The sequence below is a fragment of the Stenotrophomonas sp. STK16_22 genome (genome assembly GCF_051984505.1).
Lineage (GTDB): Bacteria > Pseudomonadota > Gammaproteobacteria > Xanthomonadales > Xanthomonadaceae > Stenotrophomonas > Stenotrophomonas maltophilia_A.
In genome coordinates this window covers 857,021-883,743 of the sequence record NZ_CP196972.1, presented here as the reverse complement: position 1 = coordinate 883,743, position 26,723 = coordinate 857,021, and the positions used below count along the sequence as shown (strand labels likewise).

Genomic DNA, 26,723 nt, shown 5'->3' with positions numbered 1-26,723 from the left:
GGTTTCCTCGACAGATCAGTTACGGAACGGGAACTTGAACGCTGCCAGCAGCGCCTTCGCTTCCGCGTCGGTCTTCGCAGTGGTGGTGATGGCGATATCCATACCGCGGATCGCGTCGACAGCGTCGAAGTCGATTTCCGGGAAGATGATCTGCTCCTTCACACCCATGTTGAAGTTGCCGCGGCCGTCGAAGGAACGACCGGAAACACCACGGAAGTCGCGCACGCGCGGCAGCGAGATGTTGATCAGGCGATCCAGGAACTCGTACATCTTGTGGCGACGCAGCGTGGTCTTGCAGCCGATCGGCCAACCATCGCGGATCTTGAACGACGCAACCGACACACGCGACTTGGTGACAACCGGCTTCTGGCCGGAAATCTTGGTCATGTCGCCGACGGCGTTTTCCAGGATCTTCTTGTTGGTGGCCGCTTCGCCGACACCCATGTTCAGGGTGACCTTGACCAGCTTCGGCACTTCCATCGGATTGGTGTAGCCGAACTGCTTCATCAGCGCCGGCACCACTTCGTCCTTGTAGAACTTTTCGAGACGGGAACTCATCTTCTCATTCCTCAGGCGTCGAGCGCCTCACCGCTGGAGCGGAACACACGCAGTTTGCGTCCATCCTCCAGCACCTTGAAGCCAACGCGTTCGCCCTTGCCCGAAGCCGGGTTCAGAACATTCACGTTGGAGATATGGATCGAAGCTTCGCGCTCGACCACGCCGCCGGCAACACCTGCCTGCGGGTTCGGCTTGGTGTGGCGCTTGACGATGTTCACGTTGGCGACGACCACACGGTCGCCGTCGACGCGGACGACTTCGCCCTGCTTGCCCTTGTCCTTGCCAGCGTTGACGACAACCTGGTCGCCCTTCTTGATACGGTTAGCCATGATTATCTCCTGTCGCTCACAGCACTTCGGGAGCGAGCGAGACGATCTTCATGAACTTCTCCGAACGAAGTTCACGGGTCACCGGCCCGAAGATACGGGTACCGATCGGCTCCTGCTTGCTGTTCAGCAGAACGGCAGCGTTGCCGTCGAAGCGGATCAGCGAGCCGTCGGCGCGACGCACACCCTTGCGGGTACGCACCACGACGGCGTCATACACTTCACCCTTCTTGACCTTGCCGCGCGGAATCGCATCCTTCACGGTGACCTTGATGATGTCGCCGATGCCGGCGTAACGGCGCTTGGAACCACCCAGCACCTTGAAGCACATCACCTGCTTGGCACCCGAATTGTCCGCGACGTCAAGGTAGCTCTGCATCTGGATCATGATTCAGCTCCTTATTCAGCCGCGCGCGTGATGACTTCCACCACGCGCCAGTTCTTGGTCTTGGACATCGGAGCAATCTCGGTCACGCGGACGACATCGCCTTCCTTGCAGGCGTTGTCGGCATCGTGGGCGTGCAGCTTCGTCGAGCGCTTGATGTACTTGCCGTACAGCGCGTGCTTGACCTGACGCTCAACCAGGACGGTAACCGTCTTGTCCATCTTGTTGCTGACGACACGGCCTTCGACCGTGCGCAGCGTCTTCTTTTCAGTATTGTCGCTCATAGCGGCCATCCTTACTTCGTGCTGCCGAGCAGGGTCTTGACGCGAGCAATCTCGCGGCGGACCCGGCGAATGTCGTGGGTCTTCGGCAGCTGGCCGGTGACCTGCTGCATACGGACAGAGAACTGTTCCTTACGCAGGTCGATCAGGTGGGCCTTGAGTTCGTCAGCCGACTTTTCACGGAGAGTTTTGATATCCATCAGCGCACCGTACGGGTCACGAAAGTGGTGGTGACCGAGAGCTTGGCGGCGGCCAGGCGGAACGCCTCGCGAGCCACTTCCTCGGAAACACCCTCGATTTCATAGATCATGCGGCCGGGCTGGATCTGGGCCACCCAGTATTCCACGTTGCCCTTACCAGAACCCATTCGGACTTCGATGGGCTTCTTGGTGATGGGCTTGTCGGGGAACACGCGGATCCACATCTTGCCGCCGCGCTTGACGTAGCGGCTGATCGAGCGGCGGGCCGCTTCGATCTGACGCGCGGTCAGCTGACCGTGTGCGGTTGCCTTCAGGCCGTATTCGCCGAAGCTGACAGCGTTGGCGCTCCAGCTCAGGCCATCGTTACGGCCCTTGTGTACCTTGCGGTACTTGGTTCGCTTGGGTTGCAACATTGTCGTTACCTCGCTTCACGGGCCGGGCGCTGACGGTCACCACGGTCGCCGCGATCGTGACGATCGTTGCGCGACGGGGTGTCGTCCTGCTTTTCCTGGCCAACCTGGGAGAAATCGAAGACCTCGCCCTTGTAGATCCAGACCTTGATGCCGATGATGCCGTAGGTCGTCTTGGCTTCAGCGAAGCCATAGTCGATGTCGGCACGCAGGGTGTGCAGCGGCACGCGGCCTTCGCGGTACCACTCCGAACGGGCGATTTCTGCACCGTTGAGGCGGCCACCGACGTTGACCTTGATGCCCAGGGCACCCAGGCGCATCGCGTTGCCGACCGAGCGCTTCATTGCACGGCGGAACATGATGCGACGCTCCAGCTGCTGGGCGATCGACTCGGCAACGAGCTGCGCGTCCAGTTCCGGCTTGCGCACTTCGGTGACGTTGATGTGCGCCGGGACGCCCATCATCTCGCTCACTTCCTTGCGCAGCTTCTCGATGTCCTCACCGCGCTTGCCGATCACCACGCCCGGACGGGCGGTGTGGATCGTCACGCGAGCGGTCTTGGCCGGACGCTCGATCAGGATCTTGCTGATGCCGGCCTGAGCCAGCTTCTTGCGCAGCATTTCGCGCACTTTCAGGTCGGCTGCCAGGTAACCAGCGAACTCGGCCTTGTTGGCGTACCACTTGGAGTTCCAGTCCTTGGAAATGCCGAGGCGGATACCAATCGGATGAACTTTATGACCCATGGTCTTTTCCTTATCCGCTTACTTGGCGGCGCCCACAACCACAGTGATGTGGCTGGTGCGCTTGAGGATGCGGGTACCGCGGCCTTTCGCCCGCGCCATGAAACGCTTCAGGGTCGGACCTTCATCAACCATGATGGTCTGAACCTTCAGCTCGTCGACGTCGGCGCCCTGGTTGTTCTCGGCGTTGGCAATTGCCGACTCCACCACCTTCTTGATCAGGTGGGCAGCCTTCTTGTCCGAGAACTTCAGCAGGTTGACCGCACGCTCGGCCGGCAGACCGCGCACCTGGTCAGCGACCAGACGAGCCTTCTGCGGGGAGATGCGCGCAGTGCGCAGGATGGCTTTCGCTTCCATTGTCATCTCTCCTTACTTGCCCGACTTCTTGTCACCACCGTGACCCTTGAAGGTCCGGGTGATGGCAAATTCGCCGAGCTTGTGGCCGACCATGTTCTCGTTGACGAGAACCGGGATGTGGTTCTTGCCGTTATGCACGGCAATGGTGACGCCTACCATGTCAGGCAGGATCATCGAACGGCGCGACCAGGTCTTGATCGGCTTCTTGCTGCCCGCAGCGGCCTCCACCTTCTTGACGAGGTGGTGATCGACGAACGGGCCCTTCTTGAGTGAACGTGCCATGGTCGATTAGCCCCTACGATCGCGGACGATGAACTGCTGAGTGCGCTTGTTATGGCGCGTCTTGTAACCCTTGGTCGGGACACCCCACGGGGTGACCGGATGCGGGTTACCCTGGCCGGCCTTCGCCTCACCACCACCGTGCGGGTGGTCAACCGGGTTCATGGCAGCACCACGAACGGTCGGGCGGACGCCGCGCCAACGCTTGGCACCGGCCTTGCCCAGCTTTTCCAGGCTGTGCTCGTCGTTGCCGACTTCGCCGATGGTGGCGCAGCACTCGACCGGAACCTTACGCATTTCACCCGAGCGCAGGCGCAGGGTGGCGTAGATGCCTTCGCGAGCCACCAGCTGCACGGCCGCACCAGCGGCGCGAGCGATCTGAGCGCCCTTGCCCGGCTTCAGTTCGATGCAGTGGATGGTGGTGCCGACCGGAATGTTGCGCAGCGGCAGGGTGTTGCCAGCCTTGATCGGGGCATCCGAACCAGCGATCACCTGATCACCAGCCTTCAGGCCCTTCGGGGCGATGATGTAGCGACGCTCACCGTCGACGTAGCACAGCAGAGCGATGTGCGCGGTGCGGTTCGGATCGTATTCGATGCGTTCCACGCGCGCCGGGATGCCCAGCTTGTTGCGCTTGAAGTCGATGATGCGGTAGTGCTGCTTGGCACCACCACCGACGTGACGCACGGTGATGCGGCCATGGTGGTTACGACCACCCGAGCGGCTCTGCGACTCGACCAGCGCAGCGTGCGGAGCACCCTTGTGCAGGTCGGGAGTGACCACGCGCACGGCCGAACGGCGGCCGGGGGAAGTGGGCTTGAATTTCATCAATGGCATGGGATGTACCTCAGGCCTTGGCCGTTACATCGATCGACTGGCCATCGGCCAGGCGAACGTACGCCTTGCGCCAATCGCCGCGGCGGCCAGCACGGTTACGGAAGGACTTGTTCTTGCCCTTGACGTTGACCACGTTGACGGCTTCGACCTTGACGTCGAACAGCTGCTCAACCGCGGCCTTTACATCGGCCTTGGTGGCTTCGTTCGAAACTTCGAAGACATACTGGTTGGAGAGTTCCTGCAGGCGCGCGGTCTTTTCGGAGACACGCGGGGCACGCAGCACGCTGAAGATTTTTTCGTTGCTGTTCATGCCAGCCACTCCTCGACCTTCTTGACCGCGTCAGCGGTGATGACGACCGTGTCGGCACCCACCAGCGAGACCGGATCCAGACCCTGGACGTCACGCACCTGCACGTACGGCAGATTGCGGGCGGACAGGTACAGGTGCTCGGACGCTTCTTCGGTGACGATCAGCGGGCGCTTGCCCACTTCCAGGCCGGCCAGCTTGGCGATCAGACCCTTCGTGTTGGTCACTTCGACGTCGAAGGACTCCACGATGGTCAGACGGCCCTGACGGTTCAGCTCGGACAGGATCGCGCACATGGCGGCACGGTACTGCTTGCGATTGACCTTCTGCTCGAAGCTGCGCGGCTTGGCCGCGAAGGTGACACCGCCGCCGACGAAGATCGGAGCCGTCAGTGCGCCATGACGCGCGCCGCCGCCCTTCTGCTTCTTCGACTTCTTGGTGGTACCAGCCACTTCGGAGCGAGTCTTCTGTGCCTTGGTGCCGGCGCGACCGGCGTTGCGGTAGGCAACGACGACCTGGTGGACCAGATCTTCGCTGAAATCGCGACCGAACACGGCGTCGGAGACCGAGACCTTGTTGTTGCTACCCGTGATAACGAGTTCCATCGTCATCTCTCCTTATGCCTTGCTCGCCGGACGGACGATCACGTCGCCACCCGCCGCGCCCGGAACGGCGCCGCGAACGGCGATCAGACCGCGCTCGACGTCGACCTTGACCACTTCCAGGTTCTGGGTGCTCTGCTGCACCGCGCCCATGTGGCCCGACATCTTCTTGCCCGGGAAAACGCGACCCGGGGTCTGGCGCTGACCCAGCGAACCCGGCGCGCGATGCGACAGCGAGTTACCGTGGGTTGCATCGCCCATACGGAAGTTGTGGCGCTTGATGGTGCCCTGGAAGCCCTTACCCTTGGTGACACCCTGGACGTCGACGATCTGGCCGACTTCGAAGATGTCCGCCTTGACTTCGCCGCCAACGGCGAAATCGCCGAGCTGCGCGTCTTCAACGCGGAATTCCCACAGGCCACGACCCGCTTCCACCTTCGCCTTGGCGAAGTGGCCGGCTTCCGGCTTGTTGACCAGGGCAGCGCGACGCGCGCCGACGGTCACCTGCACGGCGCTGTAGCCGTCGGTTTCGACGGTCTTGATCTGCGCGATGCGGTTCGGGGTTGCTTCGATCAGGGTCACCGGGATGGAGCGGCCATCTTCAGTGAACACGCGGCTCATGCCAGCCTTGCGGCCCACGAAGCCCAACGAATACTTCTTCGTCATGGTCGTAGTCCTCAGGTCAGCTTGATCTGAACGTCGACGCCGGCAGCCAGTTCGAGCTTCATCAGCGCGTCCACGGTCTTGTCATTCGGGTCAACGATATCGAGCACGCGCTTGTGCGTGCGGGTCTCGTACTGGTCACGCGCGTCCTTGTCGACGTGCGGGGAAACGAGAACGGTGTAACGCTCGATCTTGGTCGGCAGCGGGATCGGGCCACGCACTTGCGCGCCGGTCCGCTTTGCCGTTTCAACGATCTCGCTGGCCGAACGGTCGATCAGACGATGATCGAACGCTTTCAGCCGGATCCGGATCTTTTGGTCCGCCATGGCGGTAGGTTCCTTCGTTAAAAGAGCGACAGACAAAGCCTCTGGGTTGCTTTGTCCCATGAAATTCCTGAATACGGACAGCCCGCAGTCCTGCAGGCCGCCAAGGTCAATCCATCGACCTCAAAAACGTAGGCAGACCAGTTACCCGGCCTGCCCAGACGTAGAAGCATAATGGCACGCAAGGCAGCTGTCAACAGTCGCCTGTTGACGCCGCCTGAATGGCATTGACCCTTCCTGGTCCGGGGAACACAAGGCACATCCTGTGCCTGCTTTCCCATTTGATACGCCCCGATGCCCTACCCAGGCAACATCGGGGCGCTGATACTACCAGATTACTCGATGATCTTCGAGACCACGCCGGCGCCGACGGTACGGCCGCCTTCGCGGATGGCGAAGCGCAGACCTTCGTCCATGGCCACCGGGTTGATCAGGGTGACTTCCATCTTGACGTTGTCACCCGGCATCACCATTTCGACGCCTTCCGGCAGCTTGGCGGCGCCGGTGATGTCGGTGGTGCGGAAGTAGAACTGCGGACGGTAGCCGTTGAAGAACGGGGTGTGGCGGCCGCCCTCGTCCTTCGACAGGACGTACACTTCGCCTTCGAACTTGGTGTGCGGCTTGATCGTGCCCGGCTTGGCCAGCACCTGGCCACGCTCGACGTCGTCACGCTTGGTGCCGCGCAGCAGCAGGCCAGCGTTGTCGCCTGCCTGACCCTGGTCCAGCAGCTTGCGGAACATTTCAACGCCGGTCACGGTGGTCTTCTGCACCGGACGGATGCCGACGATTTCGATTTCGTCGCCAACCTTGATCACGCCGCGCTCGATACGACCGGTCACCACGGTGCCGCGGCCCGAGATCGAGAACACGTCTTCCACCGGCATCAGGAACGGCTTGTCGATCGCACGCTCCGGCTCCGGAATCCAGCTGTCCAGCGCGTCGACCAGCTTCAGGATGGCCGGCACGCCGATGTCGCTCTGGTCGCCTTCCAGCGCCAGACGGGCCGAACCGGCGATGATCGGGGTGTCGTCGCCCGGGAACTCGTACTTGCTCAGCAGCTCGCGCACTTCCATCTCGACCAGCTCGAGCAGCTCGGCGTCGTCCACCATGTCGGCCTTGTTCAGGAACACGACGATGTACGGCACGCCGACCTGGCGCGACAGCAGGATGTGCTCACGGGTCTGCGGCATCGGGCCGTCAGCGGCCGAGCACACCAGGATCGCGCCGTCCATCTGGGCGGCACCGGTGATCATGTTCTTGACGTAGTCAGCGTGGCCCGGGCAGTCAACGTGGGCGTAGTGACGGATCGGGGATTCGTATTCGACGTGCGCGGTCGAGATCGTGATGCCACGCGCCTTTTCTTCCGGCGCGGCGTCGATCGAGGAGTAGTCCTTGAACTCGCCACCGAAGCGCTCGGCACCGATCTTGGTCAGTGCGGCGGTCAGCGTGGTCTTGCCGTGGTCGACGTGACCGATGGTGCCGACGTTGACGTGCGGCTTGGTGCGTTCGAACTTACCCTTTGCCATTGTTCTATACCTTGATTGTTCGTAAGTGGTTTCAAGAGAGGCTGAGCGAGGCTCAGCCCTTCTTCATGACGGCTTCGGCGATGTTGGTCGGAGCCGGCTCGTAGTGATCGAATTCCATGGTGAAGGTGGCGCGGCCCTGGGTCTGCGAACGCAGTGCAGTGGCGTAGCCGAACATTTCACCCAGCGGGATCATCGCGTTGATGATGCTGGCCGAACCGTCACCGGTGGTGTCGGAACCCTGCAGCACGCCGCGACGACGGCTGACGTCGCCCATCACGTCACCCTGGTAATCCTCCGGGGTCACGATCTCGACCTTCATGATCGGCTCCAGCAGCACCGGCTTGGCCTTGGCGAAGCCCTGCTTGAAGGCCATCGACGAAGCCAGCTTGAACGCCATTTCCGAGGAGTCGACGTCGTGATACGAACCGAACACCAGCTTCACCTTGACGTCCACGACCGGGAAGCCAGCCAGCGGGCCGCTGGTGATGGTTTCGCGCAGGCCCTTCTCGACCGACGGGATGAATTCCTTCGGGATCACGCCGCCGGTGATGTCGTTGATGAACAGGAAGTCGTCCTTGATCATCGGAGCGATCTTCGGATCGGCACGGTCGGCAGCAGTGATCGGCGACAGTTCGATCACGACGTGACCGTACTGACCCTTACCACCGGACTGCTTGGCGTGCTTGTAGTCCGACTTGACGTCAGCCAGGGTGATGGTTTCGCGGTAGGCCACCTGCGGCGCGCCAACGTTGGCTTCAACGTTGAACTCGCGCTTCAGGCGGTCAACGATGATGTCCAGGTGCAGCTCGCCCATGCCCGAGATGATGGTCTGGCCGGATTCTTCGTCGGTCTTGACGCGGAACGACGGATCTTCCTGTGCCAGACGGCCCAGGGCCAGGCCCATCTTTTCCTGGTCCGACTTGGTCTTCGGCTCGACGGCCATCGAGATCACCGGCTCCGGGAACGTCATGCGCTCCAGGATGATCGGGGCGTCCACGGCGCACAGGGTGTCACCGGTGGTGGTGTCCTTCAGGCCCACGGCAGCGGCGATGTCACCGGCCAGAACTTCCTTGATTTCCTCGCGGTTGTTCGAGTGCATCTGCAGGATGCGGCCGATGCGCTCCTTCTTGCCCTTCACCGAGTTCAGCACGGTGTCGCCACCGTTCAGGGTGCCCGAGTAGACACGGAAGAAGGTCAGCGCGCCGACGAACGGGTCGGTGATGATCTTGAAGGCCAGCGACGAGAACGGAGCCTTGTCGTCCGACTTGCGGGTCATTTCGACGGTGTCGTCGTCAACGTCCACGCCCTTCACGTCCGGCACGTCGACCGGCGACGGCAGCAGCTGGATCACGCCATCCAGCATGGCCTGCACGCCCTTGTTCTTGAAGGCCGAGCCGCAGTACATCGGCACGATCTCGGTGGCCAGGGTGCGGGTACGCAGGGCATTGATGATTTCAGCCTCGGCCAGCTCTTCGCCGCCCAGGTACTTTTCCATCAGCTCTTCGCTGGCTTCGGCAGCGGTCTCGACCATGAACTGGCGAGCCTCTTCAGCCGGGCCCTGCAGTTCGGCCGGGATGTCGCCGTATTCGAACTTCATGCCCTGCGAAGCTTCATCCCAGTGGATGGCCTTCATCTTCAGCAGGTCGACGACGCCCTTGAAGTTGTCTTCAGCGCCGATCGGCAGCTGCATCGGCACGGCAACCGCGCCCAGCTTGGCCTTCAGCTGGCCGACGACCTTCTGGAAGTTGGCACCGGTACGGTCCATCTTGTTGACGAACGCGATGCGCGGCACGTGGTACTTGTTGGCCTGGCGCCACACGGTTTCCGACTGCGGCTGCACGCCACCGACGGCGCACAGGACGAAGACGGCACCGTCGAGCACGCGCAGCGAGCGCTCCACTTCGATGGTGAAGTCGACGTGCCCGGGGGTGTCGATGATGTTGAAGCGGTGCTCCGGCAGGGACTTGTCCATGCCCTTCCAGAACGCGGTGGTGGCAGCGGACTGGATCGTGATGCCACGCTCCTGCTCCTGCTCCATCCAGTCCATGGTGGCGGCGCCGTCATGCACTTCACCGATCTTGTGGCTCTTGCCGGTGTAGAACAGGATGCGCTCGGACGTGGTGGTCTTGCCGGCATCGATGTGAGCCATGATGCCGAAGTTACGGTAACGCTCGATGGGAGTGGAACGGGCCACGGGAGCCTCTCAGATTTCTTGGATTTCGGATGGCCGAACGCCGCCTTTCGGCGGCCTTCGGATTGGCGCAGCCCTTCTGGGACCGCGAGGCAGCACGCACCGAAGTGGTGCTGCCCTGCCTGTTTTACAAGGCCGTCAAACTCACCAGCGGTAGTGGGCGAATGCCTTGTTGGCTTCGGCCATGCGGTGGGTTTCTTCGCGCTTCTTGATGGCGCCGCCACGGTTTTCCGAGGCGTCGATCAGTTCAGCAGCCAGCTTCTTCGGCATGGTGTTCTCGCCACGCTTGCGCGCGGAGTCGATCAGCCAGCGCATGGCCAGGGCCATCTTGCGCGACGAACGCACTTCGACCGGCACCTGGTAGGTGGCACCACCGACGCGGCGCGACTTGACTTCGACCGCCGGAGCGACGTTGTCCAGAGCCTTCTGCACCAGTTCAATGGCGTTGGCGCTGCTGTTCTTCTCGGTGATCACGTCCATGGCGCCGTACACGATCTTTTCGGCGACGGACTTCTTGCCGCTCTGCATGACCATGTTGATGAAGCGGGCGATGGTTTCGCTTCCGTGCTTCGGATCGGGCAGGACGGAACGCTGCGGAGTATTACCCTTACGCGACATAGTGCTCTCTCCTTATGCCTTCGGACGCTTGGCGCCGTACTTGGAACGGGCCTGGCGACGCTTGGCAACGCCGGCGGCGTCGAGCGAGCCACGAACGGTGTGGTAACGCACACCCGGCAGGTCCTTGACGCGACCGCCGCGGATCAGGACCACGGAGTGCTCCTGCAGGTTGTGGCCTTCACCACCGATGTAGGAAATCACTTCTTCCTGGTTGGTCAGGCGGACCTTGGCAACCTTGCGCAGAGCCGAGTTCGGCTTCTTCGGAGTGGTGGTGTAGACACGGGTGCAGACGCCACGGCGCTGCGGGCACTTGTCGAGCGCCGGCGAGGCACTCTTGTAGGTGGTCGCTTGCCGCGGCTTGCGGACCAGCTGGTTGATCGTCGCCATCAGTAGGTTCTTCTGATTGGTGGCCGGAAAATCCGACCAGAGATGCGGAAATGTTAAAGCAGGCCGAAATTCTGGCCTGCTGAGACAGACGATTGTAGCAACCTGCCAGGAAAGCAGTCAAACGCCTCCTGTCAAGCCCGTCCCTGATCCCGGGACGTTACTGGGGGGCCTCCATGTACCCCGTTCAGATTGACAGGGTCGATCGCGGACGATCTCCCTGCCCTTTCCCACTCCCATCGATGGACCGACGGGGTGGTCCGGCCTTGCAGCCGGACCGGATACCTCATTCTTCGCCCGACGCCTGTTCAGCTTCGGCTTCAACCACCGGTGCCTCGACCGCGGCCGGGGTGCCGGCAAGGGTCTGCATTTCCGACTCGGTGAGGCCGGAAGCGCCGCGACGGCGGTTGCTGTGGTACGCCAGGCCGGTACCGGCCGGAATCAGGCGACCCACGATGACGTTTTCCTTCAGGCCACGCAGGTTGTCCGAGGTGCCGCGGACGGCCGCTTCGGTCAGCACGCGGGTGGTTTCCTGGAACGAAGCGGCCGAGATGAACGATTCGGTCGCCAGCGACGCCTTGGTGATACCCAGCAGGACCGGATCGAAGTGCGCCGGCAGCTCATTGCGGGCTGCAAGGCGGGCATTCTCCTCGATAACGCGCTGGCGCTCCACCTGTTCGCCGTTCAGGAACTTGCTGCTGCCCTGGTCGGTGATCTCGACCTTGCGCAGCATCTGGCGGGTGATCACCTCGATGTGCTTGTCGTTGATCTTCACGCCCTGCAGGCGGTACACGTCCTGGATTTCCTTCACCAGGTAGGCGGCCAGCGGTTCGACACCCAGCAGGCGCAGGATGTCCTGCGGGCTCGGCTCGCCGTCCACGATGGTTTCACCCTTGGTGACATGCTCGCCTTCGAACACGATGACCTGGCGGTACTTCGGGATCAGCTCTTCGTGCTCCGAACCATCGGTGTCCTTGATGATCAGGCGCTGCTTGCCCTTGGTGTCCTTGCCGAAGCTGATGATGCCCGAACGCTCGGCCAGCACCGCCGGATCCTTCGGCTTGCGCGCTTCGAACAGATCGGCCACGCGCGGCAGACCACCGGTGATGTCGCGGGTCTTCGACGCTTCCTGCGGGATCTTGGCGACCACGTCACCCACACCGACGGCAGCGCCGTCCTGCAGGTTGACGATCGAGCGCGGCGGCAGCAGGTACTGCGCCGGCAGGTCGGTGCCCGGAATCGACAGGTCGTTGCCCTTGGCGTCGACGATGCGCACGATCGGGCGCAGGTCCTTGGCCTGGGTACCACGACGCTTCGGATCGGTGATTTCGCGCGACGCCAGGCCGGTCAGCTCGTCGGTCTTCTCGATGACGGTGATGCCGTCGACGAAGTCGATGAAGCGGATGAAACCGGCCACTTCCGACACGATCGGGTGGTTATGCGGATCCCAGTTGGCCACGGTCTGGCCAGCCTTGATCGCATCACCGTCCTTGGACGTGATGGTCGCACCGTACGGCAGCTTGTAACGTTCACGCTCACGGCCGTGGGCATCGAGCACCGAGATTTCGCCCGAGCGCGACACTGCCACCAGCGAGCCGTTGGCATGCTCGACCGACTTGAGGTTGCTGAACTTGACCGAGCCGGTGGTCTTGACGGTGATGTTGTCGACCGCAGCAGCTCGCGACGCCGCACCACCGATGTGGAACGTACGCATGGTCAGCTGGGTACCCGGCTCACCGATGGACTGGGCGGCGATGACGCCGACCGCTTCACCGATGTTGACCAGGTGGCCACGGGCCAGGTCGCGGCCGTAGCAGCGCGAGCAGACGCCGAAGGCCGATTCGCAGGAGATGGTCGAGCGGACCTTGATGGTCTGCACGCCGGCGTCTTCCAGCTTGGCAACCCAGGCTTCGTCCAGCAGGGTGTTGCGGGTGACGATCGGATCTTCGTCGTTGCCCGGCAGGAACACGTCCTCGGCAACCACGCGACCCAGCACACGGTCCTTCAGCGGTTCGACCACGTCGCCGCCTTCCACGATCGGGGTCATGATCAGGCCTTCGGTGGTACCGCAATCCACCTCGGTGATCACCACGTCCTGTGCCACGTCGACCAGACGACGGGTCAGGTAACCCGAGTTCGCGGTCTTCAGCGCGGTATCGGCCAGACCCTTACGGGCACCGTGGGTGGAGTTGAAGTACTCCTGCACGTTCAGGCCTTCGCGGAAGTTCGCCTTGATGGGCGTCTCGATGATCGAGCCGTCCGGGCGGGCCATCAGGCCACGCATGCCGGCCAGCTGACGGATCTGCGCCTGCGAACCACGCGCACCGGAGTCGGCCATGATGTACAGCGAGTTCATCGACTTCTGGTCGATGGTCTCACCCTTGGCATTGACCACCTTCTCGGTACCGATGGTGTCCATCATCGCCTTGGCGATGCGCTCGTTGGTGCGCGACCAGATGTCGACCACCTTGTTGTAGCGCTCGCCGGCGGTGACCAGGCCCGACTGGTACTGCTCCTGGATTTCCAGCACTTCGGCTTCGGCCTCGGTGAGGATGCCCTTCTTCTCGTCCGGGATCAGCATGTCGTCGATGCCGATCGAGACGCCGGCGCGGGTCGCGTACGCGAAGCCGGTGTACATCAGCTTGTCGGCGAACACGACCGTGTCCTTCAGGCCCAGCTGGCGGTAGCTGGAGTTGATCAGGCGGCTGATGTTCTTCTTGGTCAGCTCGGTGTTGGCCAGCGCGAACGGCAGGCCTTCCGGCAGGATTTCAGCCAGCAGGGCGCGACCGATCGTGGTGTCCACGATCGAGGTCTTGTTCTGCTTGTTGCCGTCTTCGTCGGTCACCACTTCGGTGATGCGGACCTTGACGCGCGCGTGCAGTTCCACCACGCGGTTGTCGTAGGCACGCTTCACTTCGGCGATGTTGGCGAAGGCCATGCCCTCGCCCTTCTTGTTTTCCAGCGAGCGGGTCATGTAGTACAGACCCAGCACGACGTCCTGCGACGGCACGATGATCGGCTCGCCGTTGGCCGGCGACAGGATGTTGTTGGTCGACATCATCAGCGCACGCGCTTCCAGCTGGGCTTCCAGCGAGAGCGGCACGTGGACGGCCATCTGGTCACCGTCGAAGTCGGCGTTGAACGCGGTGCAGACCAGCGGGTGCAGCTGGATGGCCTTGCCTTCGATCAGCACCGGCTCGAACGCCTGGATGCCCAGACGGTGCAGGGTCGGCGCACGGTTCAGCATCACCGGATGCTCGCGGATGACCTCTTCCAGGATGTCCCAGACTTCGGCTTCTTCGCGCTCGACCAGCTTCTTGGCGGCCTTGATGGTGGTGGCCAGGCCACGACGCTGCAGCTTGGCGAAGACGAACGGCTTGAACAGCTCAAGCGCCATCTTCTTCGGCAGGCCGCACTGGTGCAGGCGCAGGTACGGACCGACCACGATGACCGAACGGCCCGAGTAGTCGACGCGCTTGCCCAGCAGGTTCTGGCGGAAGCGGCCCTGCTTGCCCTTGATCATGTCGGCCAGCGACTTCAGCGGGCGCTTGTTGGTGCCGGTGATGGCACGGCCACGACGGCCGTTGTCCAGCAGCGCATCGACCGATTCCTGCAGCATGCGCTTTTCATTGCGCACGATGATATCCGGCGCGCTCAGTTCGAGCAGGCGGCGCAGGCGGTTGTTACGGTTGATGACGCGGCGGTACAGGTCGTTCAGGTCGGAGGTCGCGAAGCGGCCGCCATCCAGCGGGACCAGCGGACGCAGGTCCGGCGGCAGCACCGGCAGCACGGTCATGACCATCCACTCCGGACGGTTGCCCGATTCCAGGAAGGCTTCGATCAGCTTGATGCGCTTGGTGAGGCGCTTGAGCTTGGTTTCCGAACCGGTAGCGGCGATTTCCTCGCGCAGGCGGGTCATTTCCGACTGCAGGTCGATCGTGCGCAGCAGTTCGTACACGGCCTCGGCGCCCATCGCGGCGTCGAAGTCGTCACCGTGCTCCTGGCGGGCCTGCAGGTACTGTTCTTCGGTCAGCAGCTGGCGGCGCTCCAGGGCGGTCAGGCCCGGCTCGGTCACCACGTAGGCTTCGAAGTACAGCACGCGCTCGATGTCGCGCAGGGTCATGTCCAGCATCAGGCCGATGCGCGACGGCAGCGACTTCAGGAACCAGATGTGCGCGACCGGCGAAGCCAGGTCGATGTGGCCCATGCGCTCGCGACGCACCTTGGCCAGGGTCACTTCGGTGCCGCACTTTTCGCAGACCACGCCGCGGTGCTTCATGCGCTTGTACTTGCCGCACAGGCACTCGTAGTCCTTCACCGGGCCGAAGATGGCGGCGCAGAACAGGCCGTCGCGTTCCGGCTTGAAGGTACGGTAGTTGATGGTTTCCGGCTTCTTCACTTCGCCGAAGGACCACGAACGGATCAGGTCCGGCGAAGCCAGCGCGATCTTGATCGCGTCGAAGTCCAGCGTCTGGCGCTGCTGGTTGAAGAGGTTGAGCAGGTCTTTCATGGTGTTCTCCAGAAGGAGGAATGCTGTGTCGATGGGCTTTCAGTTCACTGCCAGCGGCGCGGCGGCGTTGACCGCCGCGCCGGCATGGATCAGTTGTCTTCCAGTTCCATGTTGATGGCCAGCGAGCGGATTTCCTTCACGAGCACGTTGAAGGATTCCGGCATGCCCGCGACCATCTCGTGCTCACCGTCGACGATGTTCTTGTACATCTGGTTGCGGCCCTGCACGTCATCGGACTTCACCGTCAGCATTTCCTGCAGGGTGTAGGCCGCGCCGTAGGCTTCCAGCGCCCAGACTTCCATTTCACCGAAGCGCTGGCCGCCGAACTGCGCCTTGCCGCCCAGCGGCTGCTGGGTGACGAGCGAGTACGGGCCGGTCGAACGGGCGTGCATCTTGTCGTCGACCAGGTGGTTCAGCTTCAGGTAGTGCATGTAACCCACGGTGGTGTGGCGATCGAACGCTTCACCGGTGCGGCCGTCGTACAGCTGGGTCTGGCCACTGCTCGGCAGGTCGGCCAGTTCCAGCATGCGCTTGATTTCCGCTTCGGTGGCGCCGTCGAACACCGGGGTGGCCATCGGCACGCCGTCGGTGAGGTTACGGGCCAGACGCAGCAGTTCCTCGTCGCTGAACTGCGACAGGTCGACACGGTTGGCCACGTTGGTGTCGTCGTGGTTGTAGATGTCGTCCAGGAACTTGCGCAGGTCGGCGACCGCCGCCTGGGCTTCCATCATCGCCTGGATCTTGCGGCCCAGGCCCTTGGCAGCCCAGCCCAGATGCACTTCCAGGATCTGGCCGATGTTCATACGCGACGGCACGCCCAGCGGGTTCAGCACGATGTCCACGGTTTCGCCCGAGGCCATGTACGGCATGTCCTCGACCGGCACCACGTTGGAGACCACACCCTTGTTACCGTGGCGGCCTGCCATCTTGTCGCCCGGCTGGATGCGGCGCTTCACGGCCAGGAACACCTTGACCATCTTCAGCACGCCCGGGGCGAGGTCGTCGCCGGCGGTGATCTTGCCGCGCTTGTCGGCGAAGCGACGCTCGAATTCCTTCTCGTGCGCCTGGATCTGCTTCTGGGCGCGCTCGATGGCTTCCGAAGCGTCCTCGTCCTTCATGCGCAGGGCGAACCAGTCAGCCTTCTTCAGGCCGTCCAGGAAGGCGTCGCTGATCACGTCGCCCTTCTTCAGGCCAGCGCCACCGTTGACCACCTTGCCCACGATCTGCGAACGCAGACGCATGTAGATGGCGGCTTCCAGGATGCGGAACTGGTCGTCGAAGTCCTTCTTGACGCGCTTGATTTCAGACTCTTCGATCTGGCGGGCGCGCTTGTCCTTCTCGATGCCGTCGCGGGTGAAGACCTGCACGTCGATGACGGTACCGTCCATGCCCGGCGGAACGCGCAGCGAGCTGTCCTTCACGTCCGAAGCCTTCTCGCCGAAGATCGCGCGCAGCAGCTTTTCTTCCGGGGTCAGCTGGCTTTCGCCCTTCGGCGTGACCTTGCCGACCAGGATGTCGCCGGCACGGACTTCCGCACCGATGTACACCACGCCGCTCTCGTCCAGGCGGTTCAGCGCCTGCTCGGAGACGTTCGGGATGTCGGCGGAGATTTCCTCCGGCCCCAGCTTGGTGTCACGCGCGACGCAGGTCAGCTCTTCGATGTGGATCGTGGTGTAACGATCCTCTTCCACCACACGCTCGGAGAGCAGGATGGAGTCTTCGAAGTTGTAGCCGTTCCACGGCATGAACGCGATCAGCATGTTCTGGCCCAGGGCCAGTTCGCCGATGTCGGTGGACGGACCGTCGGCCAGCACGTCGCCGCGGGCGATGACGTCACCCACCTGGACCAGCGGACGCTGGTTGATGCAGGTGTTCTGGTTCGAACGGGTGTACTTGACCAGGTTGTAGATGTCCACGCCTGCGTCGGTGGCGCCAACGATCTCTTCCTCGTTGACCTTGACCACGATACGGGCGGCATCGATCTGCACGATCTCGCCACCACGACGGGCATTCACGGTCACACCGGAGTCACGCGCCACGGCGCGCTCGATGCCGGTACCGACCAGCGGCTTCTGCGCACGCAGGGTCGGCACGGCCTGACGCTGCATGTTGGCGCCCATCAGTGCGCGGTTGGCGTCATCGTGCTCCAGGAACGGAACCAGCGCGGCCGCGATCGACACGGTCTGCATCGGCGAGACGTCCATGAAGTGGACTTCCGCCGGCGGCTTCAGCAGCGACTCACCCTGGAAGCGGCACGGAACGAACTGCTCGGTCAGCACGCTGTCGGCATTGGTCAGCGCGTTGGCCTGCGCAATGACGTACTCGTTTTCTTCGATGGCCGACAGGAACTCGACTTCGTCATAGACCTTGCCGTCCACGACCTTGCGGTACGGAGTCTCGAGGAAACCGTACTGGTTGGTGCGGGCGTACACGGCCAGCGAGTTGATCAGGCCGATGTTCGGGCCTTCCGGGGTTTCGATGGTGCAGACGCGGCCGTAATGGGTCGGGTGCACGTCGCGCACTTCGAAGCCGGCGCGCTCACGGGTCAGGCCGCCCGGGCCCAGGGCCGAGACGCGACGCTTGTGGGTCACTTCCGACAGCGGGTTGTTCTGGTCCATGAACTGCGACAGCTGCGAGGAGCCGAAGAACTCCTTGATGGCAGCGGCGACCGGCTTGGCGTTGATCAGCTCCTGCGGGGTCAGGCCTTCCGACTCGGCCATCGACAGGCGCTCTTTGACCGCGCGCTCGACGCGGACCAGGCCCACGCGGAACACGTTCTCGGCCATTTCGCCGACCGAACGCACGCGACGGTTGCCCAGGTGATCGATGTCATCGACCACGCCACGACCGTTGCGGATCTCGGTCAGGACCTTGATCACGTCCAGGATGTCGGAGCTGTCGCCATGGGCGGCAACCAGGCGCTTGGACTCTTCGTCGTTGCGCTCACCGTAGTACTTGCGGTCGTACAGCACGGCTTCGCCGGTGGTTTCCTTGCGGCCCACGCGACGGTTGAACTTCATGCGGCCGACCGCGGACAGGTCGTAGCGCTCGAAGGTGAAGAACAGGTTGTGGAACAGGTTCTGCGCGGCGTCCTTGGTCGGCGGCTCGCCCGGACGCATCATGCGGTAGATCTCGACCAGGGCTTCCAGCTGGGTCTTGGTCGGGTCGATGCGCAGGGTGTTGGACAGGTACGGGCCACGATCCAGATCGTTCACCCACAGGGTGCCCACGGCATCCACACCGGCCTTGCGGAAGGCCTGCAGCTGCTCGTCGGTGATCTCGTCATTGGCCTGGGCCAGCAGTTCGCCGGTCGAAGCATCGACCACGTCGTGCGACAGGATGCGGCCGACGATGTAGTCGTCCGGCACGGCCAGAGCGGCGATGCCCGAGGCTTCCAGCTGCTTGATGTGGCGCGCGGTGATGCGCTTGCCGGCTTCCACGATGACCTTGTCGCCGTCGGCGAGGTCGAAGCCCAGGGTTTCGCCGCGCAGGCGCTCCGGCACCAGCTCCAGCTGGACGCCTTCATCCGGGTTGATGTGGAAGGTGTTGATCTCGAAGAACTCGGCCAGCATCTCTTCGTTGCTGTAGCCGAGCGCGCGCAGCAGGATCGACACCGGCAGCTTGCGGCGGCGGTCGATACGGGTGAACAGCGCGTCCTTCGGGTCGAACTCGAAGTCCAGCCAGGAGCCGCGGTAAGGAATGATGCGGGCGCTGTACAGCAGCTTGCCCGAGCTGTGGGTCTTGCCACGGTCGTGGTCGAAGAACACGCCCGGCGAACGGTGCAGCTGCGAGACGATGACGCGCTCGGTGCCGTTGACGATGAAGGTGCCGTTCTCGGTCATCAGCGGGATTTCGCCCAGATAGACCTCCTGCTCCTTCACGTACTTGATGGCCTTGGTCGACGACTCACGGTCGTAGATCACCAGGCGCACGGTCACGCGCAGCGGCGCGCCGTAGCTCATGCCACGCTGGCGGCACTCACGCTCGTCGAAGACCGGTTCGCCCAGCTTGTAGCCGACGTATTCCAGGGCAGCATTGCCGCTGTAGCTGGCGATCGGGAAGACCGACTTCAGCGCAGCGTGCAGGCCGTGGTCCGTGCGCTTGGCCGGATCGACGTTTTCCTGCAGGAATTCACGATAGGAATCCACCTGGATGGCGAGCAGGAACGGCACTTCGAGAATCGAGCGCTGCTTGCCGAAATCCTTGCGGATACGCTTTTTTTCGGTGAACGAATAGGACGTCATGAGGTCTTCCACCTTGTTGTGCGGATCGTGCGCCCACGATCCGAAGGGAACTTGAAATTGTCAGTTGGAAGTCGCTGGTATTGCCGGCACCAGCACGCCTTCTCCCGCTACTTCCAACTGCCAACTCGTCTGCATCCACTCCCCCGCTGCCGCGCTCTGCGCTGGCCTGCCGGGGTCTGACCGCAGCCCGTGTTGGGCTTTTTCTGCTTTTGAAACAGTCGACCAACAGTCGACCCTACCGGTACTGCAACAACGACCAAAGGCCGGGGGCTTACGCCCCCAGCCTTGGCTGCATCGCCGTGAATCGGTGACGATGCAAGGTAACTGTTTACTTGACTTCGACAGTCGCGCCAGCAGCTTCCAGGTCCTTCTTCATCTTCTCGGCGTCGTCCTTCGAAGCGCCTTCCTTCAGGACGCCACCGGCTTCGGCCAGGTCCTTCGCTTCCTTCAGGCCCAGGCCGGTGATGGCGCGGACGGCCTTGATGACTTCGACCTTCTTGTCGCCGGCCGACTTCAGGGTGACGGTGAACTCGGTCTGCTCTTCAACAGCAGCGGCCGGGCCAGCGGCAGCAGCCACGGCAACCGGAGCAGCGGCGGAGACGCCGAACTTCTCTTCGATGGCCTTGACCAGCTCCATCACTTCCATCAGGGACTTCTCGGCGATGGCGTCGACGATCTGTTCGTTGGTAAGGGACATGATTAATACCTTTGGATGATTTTCTGGGTTGAGGTTCCGTCAGGAACCACGGTAAGTCGAAACTCAGGCGGTCTCGGCGGCCGGCTCGGCAGCGTCGGCGGCGACGTCGCCACCACCCTGCTTCTCGCCAACGGCCTTGATGGCGCGGGCAAACATCGTGACCGGCTCGGTCAGGACGCGGGCCAGCATGGCCAGGGCCTGGTCGCGGGTCGGCAGCGAGGCCAGCACTTCGACGTGGCTTGCCGGGAACACTTCGCCACCGATGGCGACGACCTTAGCCTTCAGCTTGTCGTTGCCCTTGGCGGCTTCCTTGATCAGGCGACCGGCAGCGCCGGGCTCCTCGAGCGAGAACGCGTACAGCAGCGGACCAACCATCTGGTCCTGGGCGACTGCGAACTCGGTGCCTTCAACGGCGCGCGAAGCCAGGGTGTTCTTGACAACCTTCAAGAAAACACCGGTTTCACGAGCCTGCTTGCGCATCGCGGTCATCTGGGCGACCGTGGTGCCAGCGTATTCGGCTGCGATCAAGGAGTGGGCCTTGGCGGCGACGTCTGCCAGCTCGGCGACTACTTCTTGCTTCTGGGACAGATTGAGAGCCATTGCACTCCTCCTATTGAACTCCGCTTACGGCTCCTGCCGTGTGCGGTCCTGTGCGGCATCCGTCCTGGACGCCGGGAACATCGGGATGATGTTCCGGGGGTGGGCCGTTCTAGACCTGGAGTGGGCCAACCTGGGAAACCCAGACGTGCGTGAACCAGAAAAACTCCAGAAGGGCACCATCTACGCAGGGTGATTCCGGGGAATCGATTAAGCGCTCATGACTGCTCCGGCGGCGACTCCTTGCCAGATCGAGCTTCCGTGCCCGTCGCCGGTATTGCCACGACCGCGCCTGCGGTCTTTGACGGCTACCGCGGGCGATGTAAGGCCAGCGATGCCTTCAAATGTCACGGTCACGGCACCGAAGGTACCGTGACCGCTTGAAACAATTACTTCAGGGTCAGCGACGACTGGTCGACGGTGACGCCCGGGCCCATCGTCGAGCTGACCGAAACCTTCTGCAGGTAGGTGCCCTTCGAGGTGGCCGGCTTGGCCTTGATCAGGTCCAGCAGCAGCGCGGTCAGGTTCGACTTCAGCGCGTCTTCGGCGAAGTCGGCCTTGCCGATGGTGCAGTGGATGATGCCGGCCTTGTCGGTGCGGTAACGGACCTGACCCGACTTGGCGTTCTTCACGGCTTCACCCGGGTTCGGGGAAACGGTGCCGACCTTCGGGTTCGGCATCAGGCCGCGCGGGCCCAGCACGGTGCCCAGCTTACCGACGACGCGCATGGCGTCCGGGGTCGCGATGACGACGTCGTAGTTCAGATCGCCGGCCTGCATCTTCTCGGCCAGATCATCCATACCGACGGCTTCGGCGCCAGCGGCCAGGGCTTCGTCAGCCTTGGCACCGGCCGGAGCGAACACGGCGACGCGGACCGACTTGCCGGTACCGGCCGGCAGCACGGTGGAGCCACGGACCTGCTGGTCGGACTTCTTCGCATCGACGCCCAGGCGCACAGCGACGTCGATCGACTCGACGAACTTGGCCTTGGTGGCGCTCTTCAGGATGTTGATCGCGTCCTCGAAGGCGTATGCCTTGCCCGGAACGACGGCGGCCTTGATGGCCTTCTCACGCTTGGTCTGTGCCATCTTATTAACCCTCCACCACGAGGCCCATGGAACGGGCAGAGCCAGCGATGGTACGCACGGCGGCGTCCAGGTCGGCGGCAGTCAGATCCGGTTCCTTCGCCTTGGCGATCTCTTCCAGCTGCTTACGGGTGACCTTGCCGACCTTCTCGGTGTTCGGGCGCTTGGAGCCCGACGAGATGCCAGCGGCCTTCTTCAGCAGGGTGGTGGCCGGGGTGCTCTTGGTGATGAAGGTGAACGTACGGTCCGAGTAGGCCGTGATGATCACCGGAACCGGCAGGCCCGGCTCGAGCTTCTGCGTGGCAGCGTTGAACGCCTTGCAGAATTCCATGATGTTCAGACCGCGCTGACCCAGCGCAGGACCGACCGGCGGCGAGGGGTTGGCCTGACCGGCCTTCACCTGCAGCTTGATGTAACCGACAACTTTCTTTGCCATGTGAGTACTCTCCGGGTGCTAGCGCCTTTCGACAACAGGCTCCCCATCGGACCGGGAATCACGCGTCCCGGCATCGCGTTTTGAAATCATGCTGAAGGCCACCTTGCGGCGGCCTCGTCCTGCTGGCTTCCCAGCGGGGAGCCGCGCACTATATCAGGTTTTTTCTTCACATGCCTGAAGCGGCACGTAAACGAGAGAAACCGGGCAGCGCCCGGTTTCTGGTCCCGTAGCGGTCGAGCTTGCTCGACCCACGGCCGGATCAGACGGCCTTTTCGACCTGGCCGAACTCGAGTTCGACCGGAGTGGCACGACCGAAGATCAGCACCGAGACGCGCAGACGGCTCTTCTCGTAGTTGACTTCTTCGACGACGCCATTGAAATCGTTGAACGGGCCGTCGGTAACGCGGACCATCTGGCCCGGCTCGAACAGCACCTTCGGACGCGGCTTCTCGACACCTTCCTGAACGCGATTCAGGATGGCTTCGGCCTCGGAATCGGCGATCGGCAGCGGACGGTCGGCGGTGCCGCCGATGAAGCCCATCACGCGCGGGGTTTCCTTGACCAGGTGCCAGCTTTCGTTGTCGATGCGCGGAATACCGGCTTCTTCGTGGGTCTCGATCTGGACCAGCACGTAACCCGGGAAGAACTTGCGCTCGGAGCGGCGCTTCTGGCCAGCGCGCATCTCGACCACTTCTTCGGTCGGGACCAGGACATCGCCGAAGCGCTCTTCCATGCCGTCACGGACGATGCGATCGCGCAGAGCCTGCGCCACCGACTTCTCGAAGCCCGAATAGGCGTGAACGACGTACCAACGCTTCATGCAATTCTCCTTAGCGGCTCAGGAACAACTGAACCAGCCACTGAATGACGTAATCGAACCCACCCAGCAACAGACTGAGAATGGTCACCACCACCATCACGACCCAGGTCATGCGGATGGCTTCCTGGCGCGTCGGCCAGACCACCTTGCGCAGTTCGAAGCGCGACTCGGAGAGGAATTCGCGGGTGTCGCGCCCCTTGCCGGTCAGCATGAACACGCCGATACCGCCAACCAGACCGACCACGACCGCCAACGCACGCAGCTGACCCGCCCACGCACCCAGCTGGGTGGCGCGACCGGAGTCGGCGGAGAACCAGAACCAGACGAACAGACCGGCCAGCACCAGCAGCGATGCGGCGACGTACTTGACGATATCCCCGCCGTTGGCGGAGCTGTCCTTGGAGTGTTCGATCTTGCTATTCATCCGACTGTGTCTGCTTTAGCGGCCCAGGCCGCTGGATAAGGTGGGCAGATGGCACGCCAGGAGGGACTCGAACCCCCAACCTGCGGTTTTGGAGACCGCTGCTCTGCCAATTGAGCTACTGGCGTACGTATTGAAACTTGCCTTCCCTTAGACGGCGAAGGCGGACCGAGGTTCCCGGCCCGCCATTCGCGTAACCGGCGGCGCTATGCAACCACCGGTACTGCAGGCTTACTCGATGATCTTCGAGACCACGCCGGCGCCGACGGTACGGCCGCCTTCGCGGATGGCGAAGCGCAGACCTTCGTCCATTGCCACCGGATTGATCAGGGTGACTTCCATCTTGACGTTGTCACCCGGCATCACCATTTCGACGCCTTCCGGCAGCTTGGCGGCGCCGGTGATGTCGGTGGTGCGGAAGTAGAACTGCGGACGGTAGCCGTTGAAGAACGGGGTGTGGCGGCCGCCCTCGTCCTTCGACAGGACGTACACTTCGCCTTCGAACTTGGTGTGCGGCTTGATCGTGCCCGGCTTGGCCAGTACCTGGCCACGCTCGACGTCGTCACGCTTGGTGCCGCGCAGCAGCAGGCCAGCGTTGTCGCCTGCCTGACCCTGGTCCAGCAGCTTGCGGAACATTTCAACGCCGGTCACGGTGGTCTTCTGCACCGGACGGATGCCGACGATTTCGATTTCGTCGCCAACCTTGATCACGCCGCGCTCGATACGACCGGTCACCACGGTGCCGCGGCCCGAGATCGAGAACACGTCTTCCACCGGCATCAGGAACGGCTTGTCGATCGCACGCTCCGGCTCCGGAATCCAGCTGTCCAGCGCGTCGACCAGCTTCAGGATGGCCGGCACGCCGATGTCGCTCTGGTCGCCTTCCAGCGCCAGACGGGCCGAACCGGCGATGATCGGGGTGTCGTCGCCCGGGAACTCGTACTTGCTCAGCAGCTCGCGCACTTCCATCTCGACCAGCTCGAGCAGCTCGGCGTCGTCCACCATGTCGGCCTTGTTCAGGAACACGACGATGTACGGCACGCCGACCTGGCGCGACAGCAGGATGTGCTCACGGGTCTGCGGCATCGGGCCGTCAGCGGCCGAGCACACCAGGATCGCGCCGTCCATCTGGGCGGCACCGGTGATCATGTTCTTGACGTAGTCAGCGTGGCCCGGGCAGTCAACGTGGGCGTAGTGACGGATCGGGGATTCGTATTCGACGTGCGCGGTCGAGATCGTGATGCCACGCGCCTTTTCTTCCGGCGCGGCGTCGATCGAGGAGTAGTCCTTGAACTCGCCACCGAAGCGCTCGGCACCGATCTTGGTCAGTGCGGCGGTCAGCGTGGTCTTGCCGTGGTCGACGTGACCGATGGTGCCGACGTTGACGTGCGGCTTGGTGCGCTCGAACTTACCCTTGGCCATGGCTGCTTATCTCGAATTCGTCTGAGAGGTGATGCTTAAGATGGTGCTCACGAAAGGAATCGAACCTTCGACCTCTTCCTTACCAAGGAAGTGCTCTACCGACTGAGCTACGTGAGCCGAGTTTTGCATTATGACATGAACTCGATAATATTCAAAGTTCATTCAATGGAGCGGGAGACGGGAATCGAACCCGCACCATCAGCTTGGAAGGCTGAGGTTCTACCATTGAACTACTCCCGCGCCGGGAATGTCACAACGTGAAACTGGTGGAGGGAGGTGGATTCGAACCACCGAAGGCGTAAGCCAGCAGATTTACAGTCTGCCCCCGTTGGCCGCTTGGGTATCCCTCCTTACCACCCCATTCCGTTGCCGCCGAAGCGTTGCGGTGTGTGGTGGTGAGCCGCTTATTCTGCTGATGGGACGGGGGGCTGTCAACGCTTTTTTCCATTTTTTTCACACGCTGTCGCAAACCCATTGATACGCAAGGTTATTGCCCGGGAACCGGCAGGGTCTCGTTGGCGAAAATTGCGACATGAGGGACGCCGTCGCCGCCGATCCAGCCCCGATACATGCCCTGGGTGTTGAATGGCGTGGCCATTTTTCCGTCTGCAGCGAGCACGATCGCACCGCCGTCACCCCCCATCTGCGGAATCGTCTCGTTGATCACGCCCTTGCCGGCCTGTTCCGGCGTCTGCCCCTGGTAGCGCATGCGTGCGCAGATCTCGTGCGCGGCCGCGGTGCGGATGTAGTACTCGCCCCAGCCGGTGCCGGACACCGCACAGCGCGCATCGGCCCAGGTGCCTGCACCGATGATCGGCGAGTCACCCACCCGGCCATAGCGCTTGTTGGTCATGCCACCAGTGGAGGTACCGGCGGCCAGGTGCCCCTGCGCATCCAATGCGACCGCACCGACGGTCCCGAAGTGCTTTGCAGTCTCCAGGTCGGCATGCGCCTGGCCACTGGCCTCTTCTTTCAGTGCACGCTGCAGCTGCTGCCAACGCTTCTCCGTACGGAAGTAGGAGGGATCGACCAGAGACATCCCCTGCTCGACCGCGAAGGCTTCGGCGCCCTGCCCGACCATCATCACGTGCCTGGATTTCTGCATCACGGTCTGCGCCAGCAGGATCGGGTTGCGCACCCGCTGCACGCCGGCCACCGCGCCTGCAGCCTGGGTGGCCCCGTCCATCACTGCGGCATCCAGCTCGTTGTGGCCGTCATGGGTGAACACCGCGCCCTTGCCGGCGTTGAAGGTGGGATCGTCCTCCAGGACGGTGATCGCAGCGGTGACTGCAGCCAACGCGGGGCGACCCGCCGCCAGCTCCGCATGCCCCTTCAACAGGGCCGCCCGCAGCGCGTCACGTGCGGCCTTTTCCTCGGCCGGCGACAGGTCCTTGCGCTCGACGCCGGCGCCGCCGTGGATGACCAGCAGCGGTGAAGCCGCCGGTGCGGCCTGGGCAAGCATGGGCAGGGACAACAGTGCGGACAGCGCCAGGCGCAGTTTCAT

At 63.0% G+C, this 26,723-nt stretch carries 28 protein-coding genes and 4 tRNA genes; all 32 read right to left on the bottom strand.

All coding sequences use genetic code 11. From position 1 onward, the window contains the following. Positions 1 to 15: 15 nt before the first annotated feature. Entirely contained in the window at positions 16 to 558 is a 543-nt protein-coding gene (gene rplE, locus ACSYAO_RS04000) for a 50S ribosomal protein L5 (protein WP_004154491.1), read from the bottom strand. A gap of 11 nt (positions 559 to 569) precedes the next feature. Continuing rightward, positions 570 to 887, bottom strand: coding sequence for a 50S ribosomal protein L24 (gene rplX, locus ACSYAO_RS03995; protein WP_004154490.1), 318 nt, complete (start codon positions 885 to 887; stop codon positions 570 to 572). Positions 888 to 903: 16 nt separating this feature from the next. Then, a complete protein-coding gene (gene rplN / locus ACSYAO_RS03990) occupies positions 904 to 1,272 on the bottom strand; it encodes a 50S ribosomal protein L14 (protein ID WP_004145357.1) in 369 nt (122 codons plus the stop codon). An 11-nt stretch (positions 1,273 to 1,283) separates the two neighbouring features. Beyond that, a complete protein-coding gene (gene rpsQ, locus ACSYAO_RS03985) occupies positions 1,284 to 1,553 on the bottom strand; it encodes a 30S ribosomal protein S17 (RefSeq protein ID WP_004154489.1) in 270 nt (89 codons plus the stop codon). A gap of 11 nt (positions 1,554 to 1,564) precedes the next feature. Further along, positions 1,565 to 1,750, bottom strand: a complete 186-nt coding sequence (gene rpmC, locus ACSYAO_RS03980; protein WP_004154487.1) for a 50S ribosomal protein L29 — start codon at positions 1,748 to 1,750, stop codon at positions 1,565 to 1,567. Continuing rightward, the gene (gene rplP / locus ACSYAO_RS03975) at positions 1,750 to 2,163 is read right to left on the bottom strand and encodes a 50S ribosomal protein L16 (protein ID WP_004154486.1); all 414 of its coding nucleotides are present in this window, start codon (positions 2,161 to 2,163) and stop codon (positions 1,750 to 1,752) included. The genes rpmC and rplP overlap by 1 nt, the downstream gene beginning before the upstream one ends. A 5-nt stretch (positions 2,164 to 2,168) precedes the next feature. After that, positions 2,169 to 2,903 (bottom strand): 30S ribosomal protein S3, encoded by a 735-nt coding sequence (gene rpsC / locus ACSYAO_RS03970; RefSeq protein WP_004145350.1) that lies wholly within the window; start codon positions 2,901 to 2,903, stop codon positions 2,169 to 2,171. Between the two features lie 18 nt (positions 2,904 to 2,921). Then, positions 2,922 to 3,257: a 50S ribosomal protein L22 gene (gene rplV, locus ACSYAO_RS03965; RefSeq protein WP_004145348.1), complete on the bottom strand. Its 336-nt coding sequence runs from the start codon at positions 3,255 to 3,257 to the stop codon at positions 2,922 to 2,924. A gap of 12 nt (positions 3,258 to 3,269) precedes the next feature. Then, entirely contained in the window at positions 3,270 to 3,539 is a 270-nt protein-coding gene (gene rpsS, locus ACSYAO_RS03960; RefSeq protein WP_004154485.1) for a 30S ribosomal protein S19, read from the bottom strand. Between the two features lie 6 nt (positions 3,540 to 3,545). Next, the gene (gene rplB, locus ACSYAO_RS03955; protein WP_004145339.1) at positions 3,546 to 4,373 is read right to left on the bottom strand and encodes a 50S ribosomal protein L2; all 828 of its coding nucleotides are present in this window, start codon (positions 4,371 to 4,373) and stop codon (positions 3,546 to 3,548) included. Between the two features lie 10 nt (positions 4,374 to 4,383). Next, positions 4,384 to 4,683 carry a 50S ribosomal protein L23 gene (gene rplW / locus ACSYAO_RS03950; protein ID WP_004145338.1) on the bottom strand — a complete coding sequence of 100 codons (300 nt, stop codon included), beginning with the start codon at positions 4,681 to 4,683 and terminating at the stop codon, positions 4,384 to 4,386. After that, on the bottom strand, positions 4,680 to 5,285 hold the full coding sequence (gene rplD, locus ACSYAO_RS03945; protein ID WP_004145337.1) for a 50S ribosomal protein L4: 606 nt from the start codon (positions 5,283 to 5,285) through the stop codon (positions 4,680 to 4,682). The genes rplW and rplD overlap by 4 nt, the downstream gene beginning before the upstream one ends. A 12-nt stretch (positions 5,286 to 5,297) precedes the next feature. Then, positions 5,298 to 5,948 carry a 50S ribosomal protein L3 gene (gene rplC / locus ACSYAO_RS03940; RefSeq protein WP_004145336.1) on the bottom strand — a complete coding sequence of 217 codons (651 nt, stop codon included), beginning with the start codon at positions 5,946 to 5,948 and terminating at the stop codon, positions 5,298 to 5,300. Positions 5,949 to 5,959: 11 nt separating this feature from the next. Next, on the bottom strand, positions 5,960 to 6,271 hold the full coding sequence (gene rpsJ, locus ACSYAO_RS03935; RefSeq protein WP_005408208.1) for a 30S ribosomal protein S10: 312 nt from the start codon (positions 6,269 to 6,271) through the stop codon (positions 5,960 to 5,962). Positions 6,272 to 6,603: 332 nt separating this feature from the next. Next, complete coding sequence (tuf, locus tag ACSYAO_RS03930) at positions 6,604 to 7,794, bottom strand: elongation factor Tu (protein WP_049416993.1); 1,191 nt, start codon at positions 7,792 to 7,794, stop codon at positions 6,604 to 6,606. A 52-nt stretch (positions 7,795 to 7,846) separates the two neighbouring features. Continuing rightward, entirely contained in the window at positions 7,847 to 9,988 is a 2,142-nt protein-coding gene (fusA, locus tag ACSYAO_RS03925) for an elongation factor G (protein ID WP_049422946.1), read from the bottom strand. 141 nt (positions 9,989 to 10,129) lie between these two features. Then, complete coding sequence (gene rpsG / locus ACSYAO_RS03920; protein ID WP_004145321.1) at positions 10,130 to 10,603, bottom strand: 30S ribosomal protein S7; 474 nt, start codon at positions 10,601 to 10,603, stop codon at positions 10,130 to 10,132. 12 nt (positions 10,604 to 10,615) lie between these two features. Next, a complete protein-coding gene (gene rpsL, locus ACSYAO_RS03915) occupies positions 10,616 to 10,990 on the bottom strand; it encodes a 30S ribosomal protein S12 (RefSeq protein ID WP_004145320.1) in 375 nt (124 codons plus the stop codon). Between the two features lie 283 nt (positions 10,991 to 11,273). Next, a complete protein-coding gene (gene rpoC, locus ACSYAO_RS03910) occupies positions 11,274 to 15,497 on the bottom strand; it encodes a DNA-directed RNA polymerase subunit beta' (protein ID WP_049462863.1) in 4,224 nt (1,407 codons plus the stop codon). An 89-nt stretch (positions 15,498 to 15,586) separates the two neighbouring features. Continuing rightward, positions 15,587 to 19,741, bottom strand: coding sequence for a DNA-directed RNA polymerase subunit beta (gene rpoB, locus ACSYAO_RS03905; protein ID WP_049462864.1), 4,155 nt, complete (start codon positions 19,739 to 19,741; stop codon positions 15,587 to 15,589). Between the two features lie 328 nt (positions 19,742 to 20,069). After that, complete coding sequence (rplL, locus tag ACSYAO_RS03900; protein WP_010480374.1) at positions 20,070 to 20,438, bottom strand: 50S ribosomal protein L7/L12; 369 nt, start codon at positions 20,436 to 20,438, stop codon at positions 20,070 to 20,072. 63 nt (positions 20,439 to 20,501) lie between these two features. Further along, the gene (gene rplJ / locus ACSYAO_RS03895) at positions 20,502 to 21,038 is read right to left on the bottom strand and encodes a 50S ribosomal protein L10 (RefSeq protein WP_010480377.1); all 537 of its coding nucleotides are present in this window, start codon (positions 21,036 to 21,038) and stop codon (positions 20,502 to 20,504) included. Between the two features lie 386 nt (positions 21,039 to 21,424). Further along, entirely contained in the window at positions 21,425 to 22,123 is a 699-nt protein-coding gene (gene rplA, locus ACSYAO_RS03890) for a 50S ribosomal protein L1 (RefSeq protein ID WP_004154350.1), read from the bottom strand. 4 nt (positions 22,124 to 22,127) lie between these two features. Beyond that, the gene (rplK, locus tag ACSYAO_RS03885) at positions 22,128 to 22,556 is read right to left on the bottom strand and encodes a 50S ribosomal protein L11 (RefSeq protein WP_004145248.1); all 429 of its coding nucleotides are present in this window, start codon (positions 22,554 to 22,556) and stop codon (positions 22,128 to 22,130) included. Positions 22,557 to 22,815: 259 nt separating this feature from the next. After that, positions 22,816 to 23,376 carry a transcription termination/antitermination protein NusG gene (gene nusG / locus ACSYAO_RS03880; protein ID WP_004154362.1) on the bottom strand — a complete coding sequence of 187 codons (561 nt, stop codon included), beginning with the start codon at positions 23,374 to 23,376 and terminating at the stop codon, positions 22,816 to 22,818. Between the two features lie 10 nt (positions 23,377 to 23,386). After that, positions 23,387 to 23,800 (bottom strand): preprotein translocase subunit SecE, encoded by a 414-nt coding sequence (gene secE / locus ACSYAO_RS03875; RefSeq protein ID WP_049462865.1) that lies wholly within the window; start codon positions 23,798 to 23,800, stop codon positions 23,387 to 23,389. Positions 23,801 to 23,849: 49 nt separating this feature from the next. Then, positions 23,850 to 23,925, bottom strand: a tRNA-Trp gene (locus tag ACSYAO_RS03870). 103 nt (positions 23,926 to 24,028) lie between these two features. Then, a complete protein-coding gene (gene tuf / locus ACSYAO_RS03865) occupies positions 24,029 to 25,219 on the bottom strand; it encodes an elongation factor Tu (protein ID WP_049416993.1) in 1,191 nt (396 codons plus the stop codon). Between the two features lie 41 nt (positions 25,220 to 25,260). Continuing rightward, positions 25,261 to 25,336: transfer RNA gene (locus ACSYAO_RS03860), tRNA-Thr, on the bottom strand. 49 nt (positions 25,337 to 25,385) lie between these two features. Then, a tRNA-Gly gene (locus ACSYAO_RS03855) sits at positions 25,386 to 25,459 on the bottom strand. A gap of 24 nt (positions 25,460 to 25,483) precedes the next feature. Then, a tRNA-Tyr gene (locus ACSYAO_RS03850) sits at positions 25,484 to 25,569 on the bottom strand. Between the two features lie 137 nt (positions 25,570 to 25,706). Continuing rightward, complete coding sequence (locus tag ACSYAO_RS03845) at positions 25,707 to 26,723, bottom strand: isoaspartyl peptidase/L-asparaginase family protein (RefSeq protein WP_049462702.1); 1,017 nt, start codon at positions 26,721 to 26,723, stop codon at positions 25,707 to 25,709.